16 protein-coding genes and 1 tRNA gene are annotated in these 15,000 nt (G+C 55.0%); 7 read left to right on the top strand and 10 right to left on the bottom strand.

Annotation, left to right across the window (positions count from 1 at the left end):
• Nucleotides 1–7: 7 nt before the first annotated feature.
• A complete protein-coding gene (locus tag ACKXF7_RS03470) occupies nt 8–1,231 on the bottom strand; it encodes a DUF3048 domain-containing protein (protein ID WP_423742151.1) in 1,224 nt (407 codons plus the stop codon).
• 338 nt (nt 1,232–1,569) lie between these two features.
• Between ACKXF7_RS03470 and ACKXF7_RS03465 the strand changes: the two genes are divergently transcribed.
• Nucleotides 1,570–1,645: transfer RNA gene (locus tag ACKXF7_RS03465), tRNA-Lys, on the top strand.
• Nucleotides 1,646–1,800: 155 nt separating this feature from the next.
• Here ACKXF7_RS03465 and ACKXF7_RS03460 read toward each other — a convergent pair.
• The 7 genes from ACKXF7_RS03460 to ACKXF7_RS03430 form a co-directional block, all read right to left on the bottom strand.
• Nucleotides 1,801–3,204: a site-specific integrase gene (locus ACKXF7_RS03460; RefSeq protein ID WP_112121786.1), complete on the bottom strand. Its 1,404-nt coding sequence runs from the start codon at nt 3,202–3,204 to the stop codon at nt 1,801–1,803.
• A 14-nt stretch (nt 3,205–3,218) separates the two neighbouring features.
• A complete protein-coding gene (locus tag ACKXF7_RS03455) occupies nt 3,219–3,524 on the bottom strand; it encodes a helix-turn-helix domain-containing protein (protein WP_006735272.1) in 306 nt (101 codons plus the stop codon).
• A 352-nt stretch (nt 3,525–3,876) separates the two neighbouring features.
• Nucleotides 3,877–5,223, bottom strand: a complete 1,347-nt coding sequence (locus ACKXF7_RS03450; protein ID WP_423742150.1) for a DNA primase family protein — start codon at nt 5,221–5,223, stop codon at nt 3,877–3,879.
• Nucleotides 5,186–5,638: a CHC2 zinc finger domain-containing protein gene (locus ACKXF7_RS03445; protein ID WP_423742602.1), complete on the bottom strand. Its 453-nt coding sequence runs from the start codon at nt 5,636–5,638 to the stop codon at nt 5,186–5,188. Before ACKXF7_RS03445 ends, ACKXF7_RS03450 begins: the two co-directional genes overlap by 38 nt.
• A 192-nt stretch (nt 5,639–5,830) precedes the next feature.
• Nucleotides 5,831–7,393, bottom strand: a complete 1,563-nt coding sequence (locus ACKXF7_RS03440; RefSeq protein WP_423742149.1) for a relaxase/mobilization nuclease domain-containing protein — start codon at nt 7,391–7,393, stop codon at nt 5,831–5,833.
• Nucleotides 7,356–7,802, bottom strand: coding sequence for a plasmid mobilization protein (locus ACKXF7_RS03435; RefSeq protein ID WP_423742148.1), 447 nt, complete (start codon nt 7,800–7,802; stop codon nt 7,356–7,358). The genes ACKXF7_RS03440 and ACKXF7_RS03435 overlap by 38 nt, the downstream gene beginning before the upstream one ends.
• Nucleotides 7,803–8,109: 307 nt before the next feature.
• Nucleotides 8,110–8,334, bottom strand: a complete 225-nt coding sequence (locus tag ACKXF7_RS03430) for a hypothetical protein (RefSeq protein ID WP_423742147.1) — start codon at nt 8,332–8,334, stop codon at nt 8,110–8,112.
• Nucleotides 8,335–8,947: 613 nt separating this feature from the next.
• On the opposite strand from ACKXF7_RS03430, the gene ACKXF7_RS03425 reads away from it, so the two are divergent.
• From ACKXF7_RS03425 to ACKXF7_RS03400, 6 genes are all read left to right on the top strand, one after another.
• Nucleotides 8,948–9,526 carry a TetR/AcrR family transcriptional regulator gene (locus ACKXF7_RS03425; RefSeq protein WP_423742146.1) on the top strand — a complete coding sequence of 193 codons (579 nt, stop codon included), beginning with the start codon at nt 8,948–8,950 and terminating at the stop codon, nt 9,524–9,526.
• A 75-nt stretch (nt 9,527–9,601) separates the two neighbouring features.
• Entirely contained in the window at nt 9,602–10,204 is a 603-nt protein-coding gene (locus ACKXF7_RS03420; RefSeq protein WP_055186983.1) for an MptD family putative ECF transporter S component, read from the top strand.
• Nucleotides 10,205–10,212: 8 nt separating this feature from the next.
• The gene (locus ACKXF7_RS03415) at nt 10,213–10,896 is read left to right on the top strand and encodes an energy-coupling factor transporter transmembrane component T family protein (RefSeq protein ID WP_423742145.1); all 684 of its coding nucleotides are present in this window, start codon (nt 10,213–10,215) and stop codon (nt 10,894–10,896) included.
• Nucleotides 10,893–12,296: an ABC transporter ATP-binding protein gene (locus ACKXF7_RS03410; RefSeq protein WP_423742144.1), complete on the top strand. Its 1,404-nt coding sequence runs from the start codon at nt 10,893–10,895 to the stop codon at nt 12,294–12,296. The genes ACKXF7_RS03415 and ACKXF7_RS03410 overlap by 4 nt, the downstream gene beginning before the upstream one ends.
• 110 nt (nt 12,297–12,406) lie before the next feature.
• Entirely contained in the window at nt 12,407–13,027 is a 621-nt protein-coding gene (locus ACKXF7_RS03405; RefSeq protein ID WP_423742143.1) for a hypothetical protein, read from the top strand.
• Nucleotides 12,922–13,443, top strand: a complete 522-nt coding sequence (locus ACKXF7_RS03400; RefSeq protein ID WP_423742142.1) for a transposase — start codon at nt 12,922–12,924, stop codon at nt 13,441–13,443. Before ACKXF7_RS03405 ends, ACKXF7_RS03400 begins: the two co-directional genes overlap by 106 nt.
• Nucleotides 13,444–13,973: 530 nt before the next feature.
• Here the strand turns inward: ACKXF7_RS03400 and ACKXF7_RS03395 are convergent.
• On the bottom strand, nt 13,974–14,222 hold the full coding sequence (locus ACKXF7_RS03395; RefSeq protein ID WP_423742141.1) for a DUF6061 family protein: 249 nt from the start codon (nt 14,220–14,222) through the stop codon (nt 13,974–13,976).
• A gap of 467 nt (nt 14,223–14,689) precedes the next feature.
• Nucleotides 14,690–14,956 carry a hypothetical protein gene (locus tag ACKXF7_RS03390; protein WP_423742140.1) on the bottom strand — a complete coding sequence of 89 codons (267 nt, stop codon included), beginning with the start codon at nt 14,954–14,956 and terminating at the stop codon, nt 14,690–14,692.
• Nucleotides 14,957–15,000 lie beyond the last annotated feature (44 nt).

Here is a 15,000-nt window from a genome sequence, read left to right as displayed (position 1 = left end):
TTCCTCGTTACTGATAGCTGAAATTGGACCACTCGTCATCGTCCACGATGGCAAGATAGGTCTTGCCGCGGTTGAAGAGCATCTCAGCGCCGGTCTTATCGTAGACCCGCAGCGGGTGCTCCGGCGAAGCCTTCTCCCAGCGGCCATGCTGCACGCCGCCGCGGCTGAAGCAGTAAGCGTCGCCGCCGGAGATGTAGCTCACTTGCTGCACATCGCCGGAGTCACCGGGATAGCGCTCGATGGGCGCAAAGCAGACCAGCAGATTGTCAAAGCTCAGCTGCTTTGCATTCAGCTCGTCCACGGTGTTTTCAAATTTGCCGGAGATGCGGCTGTACATCTGCATTTTATAGGTGCGGGACTGCGGATCATAGCGGAAGCTGGTCTTGTAGTGGTCCGAGTGGGTGATGCTGACCGCCTTGCCGGAGGAAGCGCCCGCCATGGCATTCTCCTCGCCGGTGCGGTAGTCCGCAAAGCGGAAGAAGGTGGCGTCGTAATCGTACTTCAGCCCGATGCCGGCGTTGGAAGCGGCCTGCCGGATCTCCTTGCCGGAGGTGAACTCAGTGTGTTCATAGGCCACATCCCGGCCGCGGCTGTCGCGGTGAGCCACATGCGGATGGGTGGGAGTATTAAAGTAGCTCTTGCCGCCGATGTTCAGGCCGGAGTAGTTGTATACACTGATAAACTTGGTGCAGGCGGCACTTTCGCCATCGTGATAGTACAGGGCCTGATAGGGCATCAGCAGCTGCAGAAACTGGTCGCGGCCAGAGCGCAGCGGGCCGATCTCTGGGATGGAATCGGCATCGTGGAACACCGCGCAGAAGCGGGTGATACCGCCCTCCACCTTGCATTCAATGAGCAGGTCGGCAGAAGAAAGGCCGCGCTGCGGGCGGGCGTTCTGCCGGGTGGTGTTGGAAATGTTGTTGACCATCACGCCCACGATGCGCCCATTGCTGCGCTTGGCTTCGCCGGTCAGCGGGTCGGCATCGTACGCCGGCAGTGCGGCAAGGCTGGCAGCGGGCTGCTCGCCTGTCGGCAGCGGGGAGGCAGCCATGGCCTCCGAGGATGCAGCAGAAGAGGCGGCGCCGGAAGAGCTGACACCGAAAGTCTGCTGGAGCCAGGCAGAGAAATTACTGCCCAGAATGGCGCTGCCAGAAGCGCTGCAGCCGGAAAGCGCCAGTGCTGCAGCGGCAGTACCGGTAAGACGGAGAACGGCACGACGAGTGAGCTTCATACGAAAAACCTCCTGCTCAAAACAGTATCGGTGTGGCCCGGCAGGACGCCGGTGCCGGAAAAGGCGGACGGGTGCAGCACTGCCGGGCAGAAAACACGGCGTGGAGCAGACGGATTTGATTTGATTGTAACGGTTCTGCCCGCGTTTGTAAAGAGGAAGTTATCGGGATGAAGCCCCTGCCCCCTGCCGACACCGGAGCATCTTCGACCTGCTGCGCGGATGGAAAGCGGAAGCCCACACCGATGCAGGAGCTTTTTGCGCCTTTTTGCCCGGGAACTCTTGCATTTTTGCGCAAGTTGTGGTAATATTATTCGGCAGTATGTTCACTGCAGAAATATGCGCTCGTAGCTCAGCCGGTAGAGCATCTGACTTTTAATCAGAGGGCCAGGGATTCGAGTTCCCTCGAGCGCACCAAAATCCCACGAAGAATCGTAAGATTCCTCGTGGGATTTTCCATTTTCTGGGGCTCTGCACACTTTTGCACACTTTTTGCACACCGGCGGGAAAGCCGTGTTTTTCCTTGCATTGTCTGCATTCTGTGCATCGTGAGCGTTTTTTCCATACTTTTTTCAGGCGAACAGCAGGCGGGTGAACTCACGCCGCTGCTCGGGGTTCATCTGTCGGACAACTTTCAGCATCCCTTCCGGGGTGATCTGGATGCTGTCCGGCAGATTTTCTTTTACCGGCACAGAGCCGGATTTGGGGGAGCCGATGTCCTGTGAATAGAAGTCTGCTTCCAGCTTCTCAGCCAGCTCCAACCGGGGCTTGTCCTGCGTGTGGGCGTAGGTGTCCATCAGGATGCCGGTGGTGGCGTGACCGGTGTTGCCCTGCACGGCTTTAATGTTGCCGCCGGATTCAATCAACTGGTAAGTGGCACTGGAGTGGCGCAGACCATGGAACACGATCTTCTCAAACTCCGGGTGCTCCGCACGCCATGCGCGGTACCATTTAGAAAGGGCTTCCGGGGCAACAGGCATACCGTTGGGAAGGCGGAAGAGCTGGCCACAGTTGCGATACCTGCCATCCATGGCAAGCTCGTCCTGACGGAGCTTTTCCAGCCAAGCCAGCAGTTCCTCTTTCAAGGGTCTCGTCAGATAAAGGGTGCGGCTGGATTTCTTGGTTTTCGGCTTCTTCAGCACCAGTGCGGAGCTGCTGCCCTCACGCTGGTCGGGGAAGATGTGGTAGATCTGATTCGGGTCGGTCTTTTCCAGTGCAGCCTTTTCGGTGCGCTGTAAGCTCCTGCCGACCGTGATGGTCCCACGTCCATCCGCTGCATCGAAGTCGATGTCTCCCGGCTGCAAGCCAAGGATCTCTCCGACACGCAGCGAGAGAATCATGCTCAGATGAACAGCAAGGTGGAGCGTAGGGTCGGTCATGGTCTGCAACGCAGCAAGCATGGTCTTTTCGTCCCAGATGGCACGTTCTTCCGAGGTCGATTTCGGGGCTTCTCTCGGAATCGGTGACTTGAGGAGCAGACCCCACTCAACGGCATAGGAAAAAGCAGTCTTGAGCATGGCGTGGACTTCCCGGATGGAAGCACCCGTCAGAAACTGCCGCTTCTGCTTGTCGGTGAGCGTTTGCTTGACACCCTGCTTATACAGTCCGCGCGGTGTCCGGCTCAGCGTAGCGTAAAACTGTTCGAGGTCATACGTCTGAACCTTCTGAATCTGCTTCTTGCCGAGATAGGGCACGACAAGATTCTGAATCATGGCTACCGTGTGGGTGTAGGTTTTGGGTGCCCACTTGTGCTTGCTGGACTGGATGGGGAGCCACTTGTACAGCATTTCCGCTACCGTCATTGCATCGGGTATGAGGAACGTACCGTCCAAGAGTTCCTTCTCTACCGAGATCTTGCGGTCTTGCGCTTCCTTCTTGGTTTTGAAGCTCTCCCAGCCTTCACAGATCCGGCCAGCATGGTCTTTGTATTTGAAACGAACGGAGTAGGAATCTCCGCGCCTGAGAATAGATGCCATAGATGTTCCCTCCCTCAGACCGCAGCAAACCAATCATCGAAGCTCTGCTTGCTTACCCGGATGCTGGTACCGAGGCGGATCACCTTGAAGTCTTTCGTGGTGTTGCACAGATTGTACGCAGCACGGTTGGAGATCGCCAAAAGCTGGGCGATCTCCTCCACCCGGTAAACGAGCGGGGCGTGTCGGACGGTTTTGCTGGTCTGGTCAGAAGGTTCTACGGCAGGGGTTTCGGACAATTTCATTGTAGGGGATTCGGGCGCGATTTTCAAGTCCTCACGGGTCAGTTTAGCGGAATTTTTGCGGACATTCGTCATAGGCATGTCTCCTTTGCACTTCTCCAGACCCGGCGCAGCTCCGATTGAGCTGCAACCATTATGGGCTGGTAAATATGTAAGGGCCTGCCGCTCCTGACCCGAAGCAGCAGCCCAAAAAAGTGCGAGAACTTGAATTTACGCGCCCTACGCGCCCCAAACCACACAAAAGTACCTTCCTGTGCTGATTTTACAGGGCGCATGGCTGGGATGCACGCGCCCTCTTGGGGCGCATCCTGGTTTTTCTCCCGCCCCGATGGGCGTTTTGCCGCCCTGCATCCGCCCGGAGAAAACAACGATAACAGGTAAAAACAAATGCTTTGGGGCGCGTGGGGCGGGAGATTTTCACTTTTCGTGTGTTTTATGCCGCAGCAAAGGCGGGGTGGACGCATACGCCCCGGAAGCCGCGGTACTTCCCCTCAATGTGCTTGGAAAAGGTCAGGCCATACTTCCCTGCATTTTTCAGCAGGAACTGGCTGAACTTCTTTTGCGGAACAGGCGATTCCAGATTATCCTCGCACCACTTGGTGTAGGCGCGGTAGAGATAGGTGGAGCGTTCCTCGGTGTCGGGCTTGAAGCGGACATACGCCGTTGCCTGCATGAACTGGGTCAGGTTGTCGCTGTCCGCCATGGCTGCTTCAAGGTTCTGGATGGAGCGCTCGCTGATGGTGAACTGATAGCGGTTCGCCAGCAGACGGTGCAAACCTTCCAGCATCCACAGCAGGATGCCGGGTCGCTCCTCGGACAACTCTTCGATGAGGAACGGGTTATCCACCCGGGCAGGGTCACGGTCTTTCACCGTGATGAGGATCTGTCTGCGCCAGAAGCCGTCGCTGTCATCGTGAGCGGCCACAAGGTTGCCATTGCCGAAGCAGATGAAACGAACGTACAGCAAGCCTTGGACAGCCTGCTTGTTTTTCCGCTCGATGCACAAACGGTCTTCAGCGGTGACGATGGACTTGATGTTCCGTGTTTCGGGCAAAGCCACCATGTTCAGGTCGTCATCGACCATGACCAGCTTGTACTCCAGATTTGCACTGGCAAAGCGGTTCGTTTCGATGCGGAGGATGGATTCGGAGTGAGAGGCTTCCCCGAACAGCTTCTTCAGCAGCAAGCCGATGCGGGACTTCCCCTCGCCGCCCTTGCCGGTCATGACCAGCATCTTCTGCGCCTTGGTAGACGGGATCAGGAGATAGCCAAGGTATTCCTGCAAGGTCAGAATGTCCTCCGGGATGAGCAGACCGTCCAGAAATTCCAGCCACTTGGTCGGTGCAGGGGCATCGGGCTGGTATTCCACGGGGAGCCGGTTCAGGCAGAGTTCCTTTTCCGGCACAAATCCCCGCTCGTCCAGAAAGTAGGTTCCGTTCTGGAGATGGATGCGGTCAAGCTGGGGTTTCCATTCAGGGGTATAGGTTTCGATACGGAGTGCGTCCAGAACCTGCTTCTCCTTCTTGGCAAGGTTGTCGAGCACAAAGTCACGGAGGTCGCTGTGGACTTCGTAGAGCAGTGCGTCCTCGTCCACCTCGCCGTTCTGGTCGAACAGCTTCTGTTTCAGGCACATCATGGGGTGTTTCTCTAAAAGGTACTGGCAGTAAGCGGTTTCACGCACTTTGCCCTTGCTGTCTACCCAAGGGCATTCGCATTCTTCCTCTTCTTCCAGGTCGTCCTCATCACGCCAATCGTCGTTCCTCTTTTTCCAGTCGCTCATGCAATCCCTCCCAATACTTCCGTAGCTCGTTTTCGGTCTGCGGGTCCGGGAGCACCGAACAGTCCAGATAATATTCAACGATGTCAAGGTTCTTTATCGCTTCAAGGAAGCAGGGGTGAAGTTCTTCTGTGGGTGACTGCGGTGCGTATCGGACCCGCCAACGCTGCAGACAGCGGTAATAGTCCAGCAGCTGCTGCCGGACGGTGGGCGGTCTGCGGGGAGCAAGCCGCACCTTGCCGTCGGCAAGTGCCATGCCGAAGTCCTCCTTCAACTTTTCCACAGCCTTATAGGGAGAAAGTTGAAAAAGTCTGCCGACAAAATCGATCATATCGCCATCTGCCTGACAGGCGAAACAGTGGAAACGGCTGTCCACCTTCATGCTGGGGTGTTTATCCCCGTGGAAGGGACAGCACATCATGCCGTTCCGGTTTACGGCGAAGCCGTATAGCTCCGCTGCCTGCCGGGTCGAGATGGCGTTTTTTACGTCCGAAAAGACAGAGGTTCTACCCTCCGTCCCAATGGGTGGGGTACAGGCGAAAGGACGAAGCCCGGTGAGGGGCGTGGGTGAGGTTGGGTTTATTCACACATCGATCCGTCAGAGTGTTGTTCATTTGACCTCCTGCTGCGGTACGGCGTGGCTGCGCTCTTCCTTGCGGAAGAAGGCTTCCACGTTCTGTTGTGCGGTGCGGAGTTCACGCAGTTCGATCTGCGCTTTCTTGTAGCGGGTGTAGAAACCGTTTTTCTCCGAGGAAAGGGTCTGGTATTCGGCATCCAGCTTTTTGAGGTCCGGCAGCGTCCTGAGCCCGTTGGCCTTGAAATAGGCGCAAGCGGCCTCGTACACGGCAAGCTCTGCACGGTGCTGCTCCTTGAACTTGGCGGGATTCCGCACAGTCTGGAGCTTCTGTGCAAGAGGCTTGTACTGCCGATAGACCGCAAGATGCCCGCGCAGCTCCTTGAGGGAGACCATGCGGGCATCCAAGTCTTTAACCACCGCCAGTGCATCGTCGTGCTGGGTTTGCAGTTCGGCAATGCGCTGACGTAGGGCATCTTCGCTGAGCAGCTTCTTCTCCTGCAGGAGACACAAGGTCTGCGACCAGCGTTTGAGGTTGAACTTTTTCGCCCAACGCTCATAGCCGATGCCCTTGCCCGCAGCAACGTTCGCCTGAATGTCAACCAGTTTCCTGATCTTATCCGGCTTCTTCTCGCTGCTGGGCTGGATGATGGCGGCAAGCTGGATGTTCTGGGAGAAGGCGGTCAGCACCTGCTCCTTTTCCAGCTTCTTGCTCAGTTTCTTGGCGGTGATGAACTTTGTTCGGCCGGGCGGGCAGTAGCTCAACCGGCCTCGGCTCTCCTTCACGGCGATGCCGTGTTCCTGCATGAGCAATGCAGAAAATTCCTCGAAGGTGGTGGTCTTGTTCAGCACAGCGTAGATCTGCTTTCGCAGCTTGTCCAGCTCGGTCTGGTAGACGGTCTGGGTGGGCTGCTGCCCTTCGGCGGCAAGTTTGGCGTTGGCATGGTCGAGGCGGCGTTGTCCGCGCCGCTGCGCCCAATACTCCCGCTCGGAAACATGGTCGCCTTGGGCTTCCAGCAGATTGATCTGATTCAGATCGGCTTGCTCGCACATTTCCATGACCGCGACACGGAGGTGCCGGAGCATGGCAGAGGTGCAGCGGTGCTTCTTGCCCGCTTCCCAGTCGCACGGCTTGTCCATGAAAGGCTGCCGTTCCACGGTGCGGACACGCAAGCTGCCGATGACGATGTGGACGTGGATGTTTCCCGCACTGTTGTGACCGTCCGGGTGGGTGCAGACGATGGCGGGATGACCGGGGAAATTTTCCTTGCAGAACTGCAAGCCAAGGGCTTGCGCCCGCTCCATGGTCAGGCCGTTCTCTACTGCGTCCTTCGGGTCGAAGCTGATGATATAATGGTGGGTCTTCACGTCCTCCCGCCTGCCATTCTTGCCGTACTTGCGGTTGGCAATCAGGCAGGCCATAGCAAACGAAGATTCGCCGCACTCAAGGGTGTCGAGCAGGTACGAATCCCGCAGCTTGGGTCTGCCCTTCTCGTCCAGAATGGGCAGACCGGTGTACTCGTTGTGCTGAAAGGTGAGATAGCTTTCGGCGGCGGCATAGTTAGAGTTTTTCGAGGTCAAATGCTTGATGGTTGCCATACAGTTCACCAACCGTTTCTTCGGCTTTCAGCCGAAAGTTCGTGAGTGCGGACAGTTCCTCCAGAATTTGCGCCCGGAGCTGCTCGGTGTCTTTGCCGCCAGAGTTGAAGTGCCGTGCAAGCTGGTTGAGGTTGCTTCCCACCTTGCTGCACTGAGCAGACAAGGCAGCAAGCGCCGCCAGTGCATCCTCGCCGCCCTGCGCCACCACAACGGTGTGCTTGACGTTCACGCCGTACAGGACGCGGCGAACGAGCTCGGATTGGGTGAGGTGGAGTTCTTTACAGGCGTATGCGATCCGCAGTTTTTCTTCTGCGGTCACTCGGACTTTGATGATGTGTGTCTTTCGTTTTCGCGGCGTGTCATTGCGGTTCTCTCGTGCGTGTGCGTTCGTACTTTTCATTTCAGCCATATTCGACCTCCTGTGAAAATGATAAATGCCCACTCCGGGATGGAGAGGGCTATGTAATGCGACACGCCGCTTTTGCGCTGAAACCAGCGCAATGCTGGAGCAGGGTTTGGGGAAGGCACTCCCCAACAAGTGGCAGACCATGTGACAGAACATTTTCAAGCATTGAAAATTTGTGGCCACAGGTCGATACTTGCTTTCGCCCTTTCCGTGCAACACTGAAAATTTCAGAAGTCGAACCGCAATGCACGTTGAAAATTTTGCAGAGCAAAACGTGTGAAAAGGCAAAGCCCCTGCTCATGGTCACCGTTCACACCGAACGCAGTTCCTGCCCCTGTTTTGCAGCGGCGTTGTCCGGCTCGCCCACAGAAAGCGTGAGGTCATGGCACAGTATCTCGTTCAGACGGCTTATGAAGGATTCAAGGTACAGCTCCCCAAAAGAAAAATACCGCCCTGCAAGACAGGCGAAAAATTTTGTCGGGTGAAACGGCGGCAAAACAAATCGGGTGTGTTGCGGGGCGGTAAAAATCTTCACGGAGAATAAACCCACACCGTTCTGTACTTTTCTACAAATTTGGTGGGATTTGCGATAGAGAGTATCATGGATTGCAGAGCACGTCAAGATGGTTTTGCAAATTTTATTGCAGTAAAGCGGTGATAGTAGGACTTATCATCTAAAACCGCACAGAAATCAGCTGTTCTGCGATTGATACCATTCATTAAAATAGCGGTTGCTTTCCTCTTCATCGTGAACCCATTTTTTTGATGATTTGAAGGCATTGAATGGAGGACTGTACCCTCTCAGCGGCGTGATTTCCTGCACGTCTTTGACATTCCGATGCTGGATAATTTCAAACTCACTGCGCTCTGGAAGATATGCAATCACCTTGTCAGCGTGAATTGTTCCTTGATATACATGGCAGGGGCAGCGATAAGCAGGGAATACCGCCGTGCGGCGAACTCAATTCCTATATAGAACAATTGCACCGGTGAAATTGCAGAAGAATCTGAAAATAGCAGTCAGCAAAGAGAGAACAGTTAGATGCGCAAAAAAGTTAGCAACCCCTTCCACTTGACAGAAATCAATGGTTGTGCTATTCTAGCCATGCTGTGACTGGATTGAAAAACGAGTCACAAGGAGGAAGCACATGCCAATTGCGTTTACTGCGGAGGAACGCACAGTTCTGACCAGACAATTGTTGGAAAGCGCTCGCCGCTTTGTCAAAGAGCAGAGCGCGCGCAAGGTCACGGTCGAACAGCTGACAGACAGCGTCGGCATTTCCAAAGGAGCGTTCTACCTGTTTTATCCGTCCAAGGAACACCTGTTTTATGCGCTGCTGCGCCAGATGCATACCGAATTGTACGGCCCGGCCATGGAGCTGCTGGAACAGCCTAAGGGCACGCCCGCACAGCAGCTGACTTGCGCCATTCTGGAAGGCTGCCGTGCGCTGGATGAAAGCGGACTGTGCCGTTTCTGGGAGCAGGATGCGCCGGAAATTCTGTGCGCCATCCCGTCAGAAGAACGCAGGGCGCAACAGGAGCAGGAATATGCGGTGTTCCACCGGTTCCTGGCGCAGAACAAAGCGGCGGATATCCCGGAGGAACAGGCCATGAACGCCCTGCGCAGCCTGATTTTGACCGTACCCATGCGTAAAAAGCTGGGCGAGGATTATCCGCAGATACTGCTATGGATGGCCCAGGGCATCTGTGCACAGATTTTTGGTTGAAGTGTGCCATGAGAAATCATGGCATTTTTATGAACCTGAAAGTTAGAAACGGCTAACAATAAATGGAGGTACTCTATGAACCTGAATTCCAAAAAACTGACCATCCCGGATCTGATTTCTGTTGGTGTGTTCACCGCCATCTATTTTGTGCTGGTGACTATTGCCACCTTCAGCTGTGCGCTGCTGCCTGGTGTTGGCAACATTTTGCTTCCGGCAGTGGCGGCGTTGATCTCCGGCAGCGTGTATATGCTGCTGGCCGCCAAGCTGCAGAAGTTTGGCGGCATCAGCATCATGGGTCTTGTTATGGGCCTGTTCTTTTTTGTGTCTGGTCACTTTGTGTTGTCCTTTGCCGCCAACATCGTTTGCGGCGTGCTGGCAGACTGGGTGGCAAGCCGCAGCCAGTACCGCAGCAAAAAGGTGCTGTTGGCCAGTTATGTCATCTTTTCGTATGGTCTCACCGGCCCGATCCTGCCGCTGTGGTTCATGAAGGATGCCTACATTGCTAACCTGACCGCCCGCGGCAAGGATGCCGCCTACATCGATACGCTGTTCGCGCCCATCAACAACGGCAGTTTCGTTGCGGCTATAGCGGCGATTTTGGTCTGCGCCGTGCTGGGCGGGCTGTTCGGCCAGCGCATGATGAAAAAGCACTTTGAGAAAGCGGGGATCGTGGCATGAGATTCCGCATGGACCCACGTGCCAAGCTGTATTTGCTGCTGCTGGCCAACCTGATGCTCTTTTTCCATGTTGGGACTGGGGCCGAGGCAGTAGCGACCGGGTTGTTCCTGCTGCTGTTTTTCCTCTCCGGGCACACTCGCACCGGCATCCGGTTGAGTGTGGTCTACTTTGGCCTGCTGGCCATTGATCTGTTTGTGGTGCCGCTGGCAGGGGAGGGCGTGCTTCTGAACCTGCTGTCGCTGGTTTCGGTCGGCGTGCGGATGATGCTGCCCTGCATTATCACCGGTGCGTATGCGTTCTCGACCACGACCATCGGCGAGCTGACCGCCGCCCTGCGCCGGATGCATGTGCCGGAAAGCGTCATCATCCCGTGCGCCGTTGTGGTGCGGTTCTTCCCTACTGTACAGGAGGACTACCACCAGATTCACAACGCCATGGCCCTGCGCGGCATCGCTGAGGGCAAGGGGGCTCTGTTGCTGCACCCGATGCAGTCATTGGAATACATCCTCATGCCGCTGCTGATGAACGGCAACAATGTCGCGCAGGACCTCTCGGTAGCGGCACTGACTAAAGGCATCGGCCTGCCGGGCACCCATACCTGCATGACCGAGCTGCACCTGACTGTGTGGGATTTCATCTACCCGGCACTGTGTACGCTGCCGCTGCTGTGGAAGGGGGGTATACTGCTGTGAGAACACTGGTGGAAAGCAACAATGTTTCCTTTGCTTATCAGAACAGCACAGAACCGGCGTTGCAGGATATCTCACTGCGGATTCGGCCCGGTGAGTGCGTGTTGTTCTGTGGTCGAAGCGGCTGCGGTAAAACGACCTTTTCCCGCCTGCTGAATGGCCTTGCCCCGATGTTTTATCCCGGAGAACTGACCGGCAGCTGTACGGTGAGCGATTTGCTGGCAGGGAGCGCAGCCATTGAGCAGTATGTACCACTGGTGGGCAGCGTGTTTCAGAACCCCAAAACGCAGTATTTCAATGTGGACACCACAGCAGAATTGGCCTTCCCCTGTGAAAACAGCGGGATGCCGCCCACAGCCATCCGTCAGAGAGTACAGGAAGTGGTGGCACAGTTCCATCTGGAAGCTCTCATGGATCGCAGTGTGTTCAAGATCTCCGGCGGCGAAAAGCAGCGGGTGGCCTTTGCAGCGGCCTGTATGCTTGGTCCGAAGCTGTTGGTGCTGGACGAACCCACCAGCAATTTGGATGCCGGGGCCATCCGGCAGCTGCACGATATGATCGCCGCAATGAAGCAGGAGGGCATGACCATTGTGCTGGCCGAACACCGGTTGGCCTGGGTGCAGGATGTGGTGGACCGCTACTTCTTTTTTGAGGCGGGGCAGCTGACAGCCGTCTGGACGGCTGCGGACTTTGCCGCCTTGCCGGAAACGACCTTGCAGAACGCAGGTCTGCGCGCCCGGGACCTGACTGCGTGTCGGGAGAAGTTGCGGCAAAAAACGACGATGCAATGCACTGGGGTGCCGATACTGGAAGTGCAGAACCTGACCCTTGGTTACCACAGGCGCAACCTCATCCGGGCGCTTCCAGATATGAGTTTTGCTGCCGGGGAGATCGTGGGCCTGATGGGGCATAACGGCATTGGTAAAAGCACCCTGGCCAAAACTCTCTGCGGCCTGATGGAGCCGCTGGGCGGGCAGATTCTGTGGGAGGGCAAGACGGCCAACGCAAGGACCCGCCTGCACAAAAGCTTTCTGGTCATGCAGGATGTGAACTACCAGCTGTTCAGTGACAGCGTGCGAGAAGAAATTCTGCTGGGAGCAGCCCACCCGAAACTGGTGGATACCGTGATGCAGGCGCTGGGTCTGAACGGCCTTGCCGACCGCCACCCCATGAGCCTTTCCGGCGGGCAGAAGCAGCGGGTCGTAGTGGCAGCAGCCATGCTGAGCGACAAACCACTCATCCTGCTGGACGAACCAACCAGCGGTCTGGACCGAGGCAATATGGAACAGGTCGGGCGGCTATTGCAGCAACTCAAAACACAGGGCAAGACCATTGTGGTTATTACACACGATGAAGAACTGGCCGCCGACTGGTGCGACCGTATTATAGCCCTGCAGGATTGATGGCAAGTCGGCTTTTTCGTGCAACGGCAATAACGCTGAATTGTATGTCGCAAAGATGTTGTTTGAATGCTGCACTATTTTTTGATTTGCGATATAAAGGAGAATGGAAAATGGAATACCATGCAAATGACTGGCTGGGCCGGTGGCAGAATTTTGAAGCCTATCTCACGAGCAGTGATCCGTATCTGACCCGTGCATGGCAGGATGCCGAGACAGCTGCCGCAGCAATGCCCATGTTCTGCGGCGGTGTAAAGGCCTTCTGGCAGAGAGCCTGCGTAACCACCAGCTCGGAAAATCCGCACACTCTCGGCGGTTGGAACATCACTATGGCGGCAGGGGAGAAGCTTTGCATCGAGTGGCTGGACGAAGATGGCGCAAGTCTGGGCAAGGCGGTGTATCATCTGGAAAGCGTGTTGGAAAAAGGTCTGGAAGGCAAGGAGAACGCACTGTTTGTGGCAGAAGATATGCCGGAAAACTGGCCCTTCCGTTGCCTGTTGGCCATGGAACCCATGCCGCCCCGCACGGCCCGCCAGATCGGCGGCCTGCTGAGCCACCTGCACTTCCAGTATGCCAGCCAGCGAAACCTGCTTGTGGATCCGGAGACCCAGAAACTGCACAACCCCATGTGGTATGCCACCGTCTGCGATGGAGATGGTGCTTTGCTGGAAAAGTGCAACATTGTGCGTGCGCTGCACCATCTGCCGGTGTGGGATGCACTGCCGGAACTCTAAACCAACGGTTTGTATCTGTCCAGTTGGATGGGACACTACACTATACGACTTTCTCAGGCGGAACGACTGTGGAGAGATTTAAGCGATATCTGGAAACTGATTTGCTGCCTCATCTGAACGGCGATTCTGTTCTCGTAATGGATAATATGAAGTTGCGTCATGCAAAGGCAGTGAAAAATCTGCTGGACAGCTCCGGTGTTCGATCCATTTATCTTCCACCGTATAGTCCTGACCTGGATTCTATTGAAAAACTCTGGTCGAAAGTGAAGTCCTTCCTGTGCAAATTCAAATCTCGAACGCTCGATGCTCTTCCGAATGCGATCCGACGTGCTTTTAAGACTGTTTCACCTTCTGACTGCTCAGGCTGGTTCTATTCCTGTGGATATTCGTCTTTTTTGAAAATTGCTATTATATGATTGAGTGCTTTTTAAATTTAAGTGCCTGAACTTACGTCCTTTTGTGGTATAATAAAGCTAGAGGATAGCGGCATTGACCAGCTATCGGTGGCGTTGAAGCAATGGACTGGTTCGGCATCAGCCTGTTGTGGAGCCAAACCGTGGGTTAAGCGATAACCACAAGCCGAATAGATTCGATGAATCGAAAGAAAACGCAAAATGCCCGCTCACCGTGGAGATTCAGCTCCATCGGTGGGCGGGTGTTTTTTGTTATTCGGCAGTAAACTGAATAGCAAATAACATAAAAGGGACACCTACAACACCGTGGTGCTGTCCGATGTCCCTTGTGACTGATTTTATCGTTGTCCGCCAACCTCAGACTCCTATGTCCTGCATCGCTTTCGAGTTTTATCGCTGCCCGCCAGCCTCAAGCCCTTACGTCTTGCATCAGATCGGATTTTAGGTGTCAGCCACACCAGCGGAGTGACGTCCGCTCTCCTGTTTATAGTATATTCGATTGGTACTCAAATGGCAATGGCCTTTCAAAGTAATCAATCTTCCAGTCTGCCATGGTCGCAGCCAAGCGACAGATAACGCTCTATCTCTCTACCCAGCACAAGCTGGGTGTACTCCAAGGGCTTATTATACAGCAGCCAGTCCAGCTCTGCCCGCTGTGCCGGGGTGCTGCCGTACTCGTCCTCCACGGCGATGCAGTCGATGGCAAGAGTGGTGCCATCCTCGAACCGGGCTTCCACCCGGTTGGTGTCCATATTGAAGCGGCAGGAAAGCAGTTTGTTCATGGTGAACCTCATTTCTATATCAAACGGTGTCTGTTCGGATGTCCTAAACCCTGCCATAAAACCGGTGGTTGATTTGTCCATTGGGCTTTGTTTTGCCCGTCTGCACATTTTTGCACACTTTTTGCACACCTGAATAGCTGGATAACGGTTGCAAAGCATTACACTGTATGCAAACAATGCGGTGTGTGCAAAGGCGTGTTTTACGATGATACGATAAAAATAACGTTTCTTCGAACTTTTGAAATTTGACGAATGATGCACCTTGGATTCTTTTAATCAGAGGGCCAGGGATTCGAGTTCCCTCGAGCGCACCAAAATCCCACGAAGAATCGTAAGATTCTTCGTGGGATTTTCTTTTTATACGCCATTTGCACGGTCTCTGCACGGTTTTTGCACGGTCCGCATTTTTCGTGTCAGATGGAGTAAGTCTGTGAATTACTCTGCAATTCGTGCTGTTTTTTTGCAATTCAGGTCAGCAAAGCCAGGCGGAGCTGCGCTTTTACAGAGGGGTCTGCGTCCTTCAGAAGCTCCAGCAGTGCCGACACGGAGATGGTCGGTTCTGCTTCAACCGGGGCAGCCTGCACAGGTGTTGTTCCCTGTACGGCTTTCACATCACCGCCGGAGATCATCAGTTGGTAAGCAGAGCGCAGGCTGCGCGATGGAATCGCTGAATAGCACAAAGGCATGTTGGAGTCCAGATGTAAAGAAAAAACGGCAAAGCAGATAAAATCCACTTTACCGTTTTATAGCAATTCAACATCTTCATGTAACAGCAACA

The sequence above is a fragment of the Faecalibacterium sp. 7 genome, assembly GCF_049562865.1.
Taxonomy (GTDB): Bacteria; Bacillota; Clostridia; order Oscillospirales; family Ruminococcaceae; genus Faecalibacterium; species Faecalibacterium wellingii.
Note: the sequence above shows the minus strand (reverse complement) of the source record. Positions and strands in the feature narration are given on the sequence as shown.

Coding starts and splice junctions, on each gene's coding strand:
- ACKXF7_RS03470 (WP_423742151.1), bottom strand. CDS start 1,231: ATGAAGCTCACTCGTCGTGCCGTTCTCCGTCTTACCGGTACTGCCGCT.
- ACKXF7_RS03460 (WP_112121786.1), bottom strand. CDS start 3,204: ATGGCATCTATTCTCAGGCGCGGAGATTCCTACTCCGTTCGTTTCAAA.
- ACKXF7_RS03455 (WP_006735272.1), bottom strand. CDS start 3,524: ATGCCTATGACGAATGTCCGCAAAAATTCCGCTAAACTGACCCGTGAG.
- ACKXF7_RS03450 (WP_423742150.1), bottom strand. CDS start 5,223: ATGAGCGACTGGAAAAAGAGGAACGACGATTGGCGTGATGAGGACGAC.
- ACKXF7_RS03445 (WP_423742602.1), bottom strand. CDS start 5,638: ATGTGCTGTCCCTTCCACGGGGATAAACACCCCAGCATGAAGGTGGAC.
- ACKXF7_RS03440 (WP_423742149.1), bottom strand. CDS start 7,393: ATGGCAACCATCAAGCATTTGACCTCGAAAAACTCTAACTATGCCGCC.
- ACKXF7_RS03435 (WP_423742148.1), bottom strand. CDS start 7,802: ATGGCTGAAATGAAAAGTACGAACGCACACGCACGAGAGAACCGCAAT.
- ACKXF7_RS03425 (WP_423742146.1), top strand. CDS start 8,948: ATGCCAATTGCGTTTACTGCGGAGGAACGCACAGTTCTGACCAGACAA.
- ACKXF7_RS03420 (WP_055186983.1), top strand. CDS start 9,602: ATGAACCTGAATTCCAAAAAACTGACCATCCCGGATCTGATTTCTGTT.
- ACKXF7_RS03415 (WP_423742145.1), top strand. CDS start 10,213: ATGGACCCACGTGCCAAGCTGTATTTGCTGCTGCTGGCCAACCTGATG.
- ACKXF7_RS03405 (WP_423742143.1), top strand. CDS start 12,407: ATGGAATACCATGCAAATGACTGGCTGGGCCGGTGGCAGAATTTTGAA.
- ACKXF7_RS03395 (WP_423742141.1), bottom strand. CDS start 14,222: ATGAACAAACTGCTTTCCTGCCGCTTCAATATGGACACCAACCGGGTG.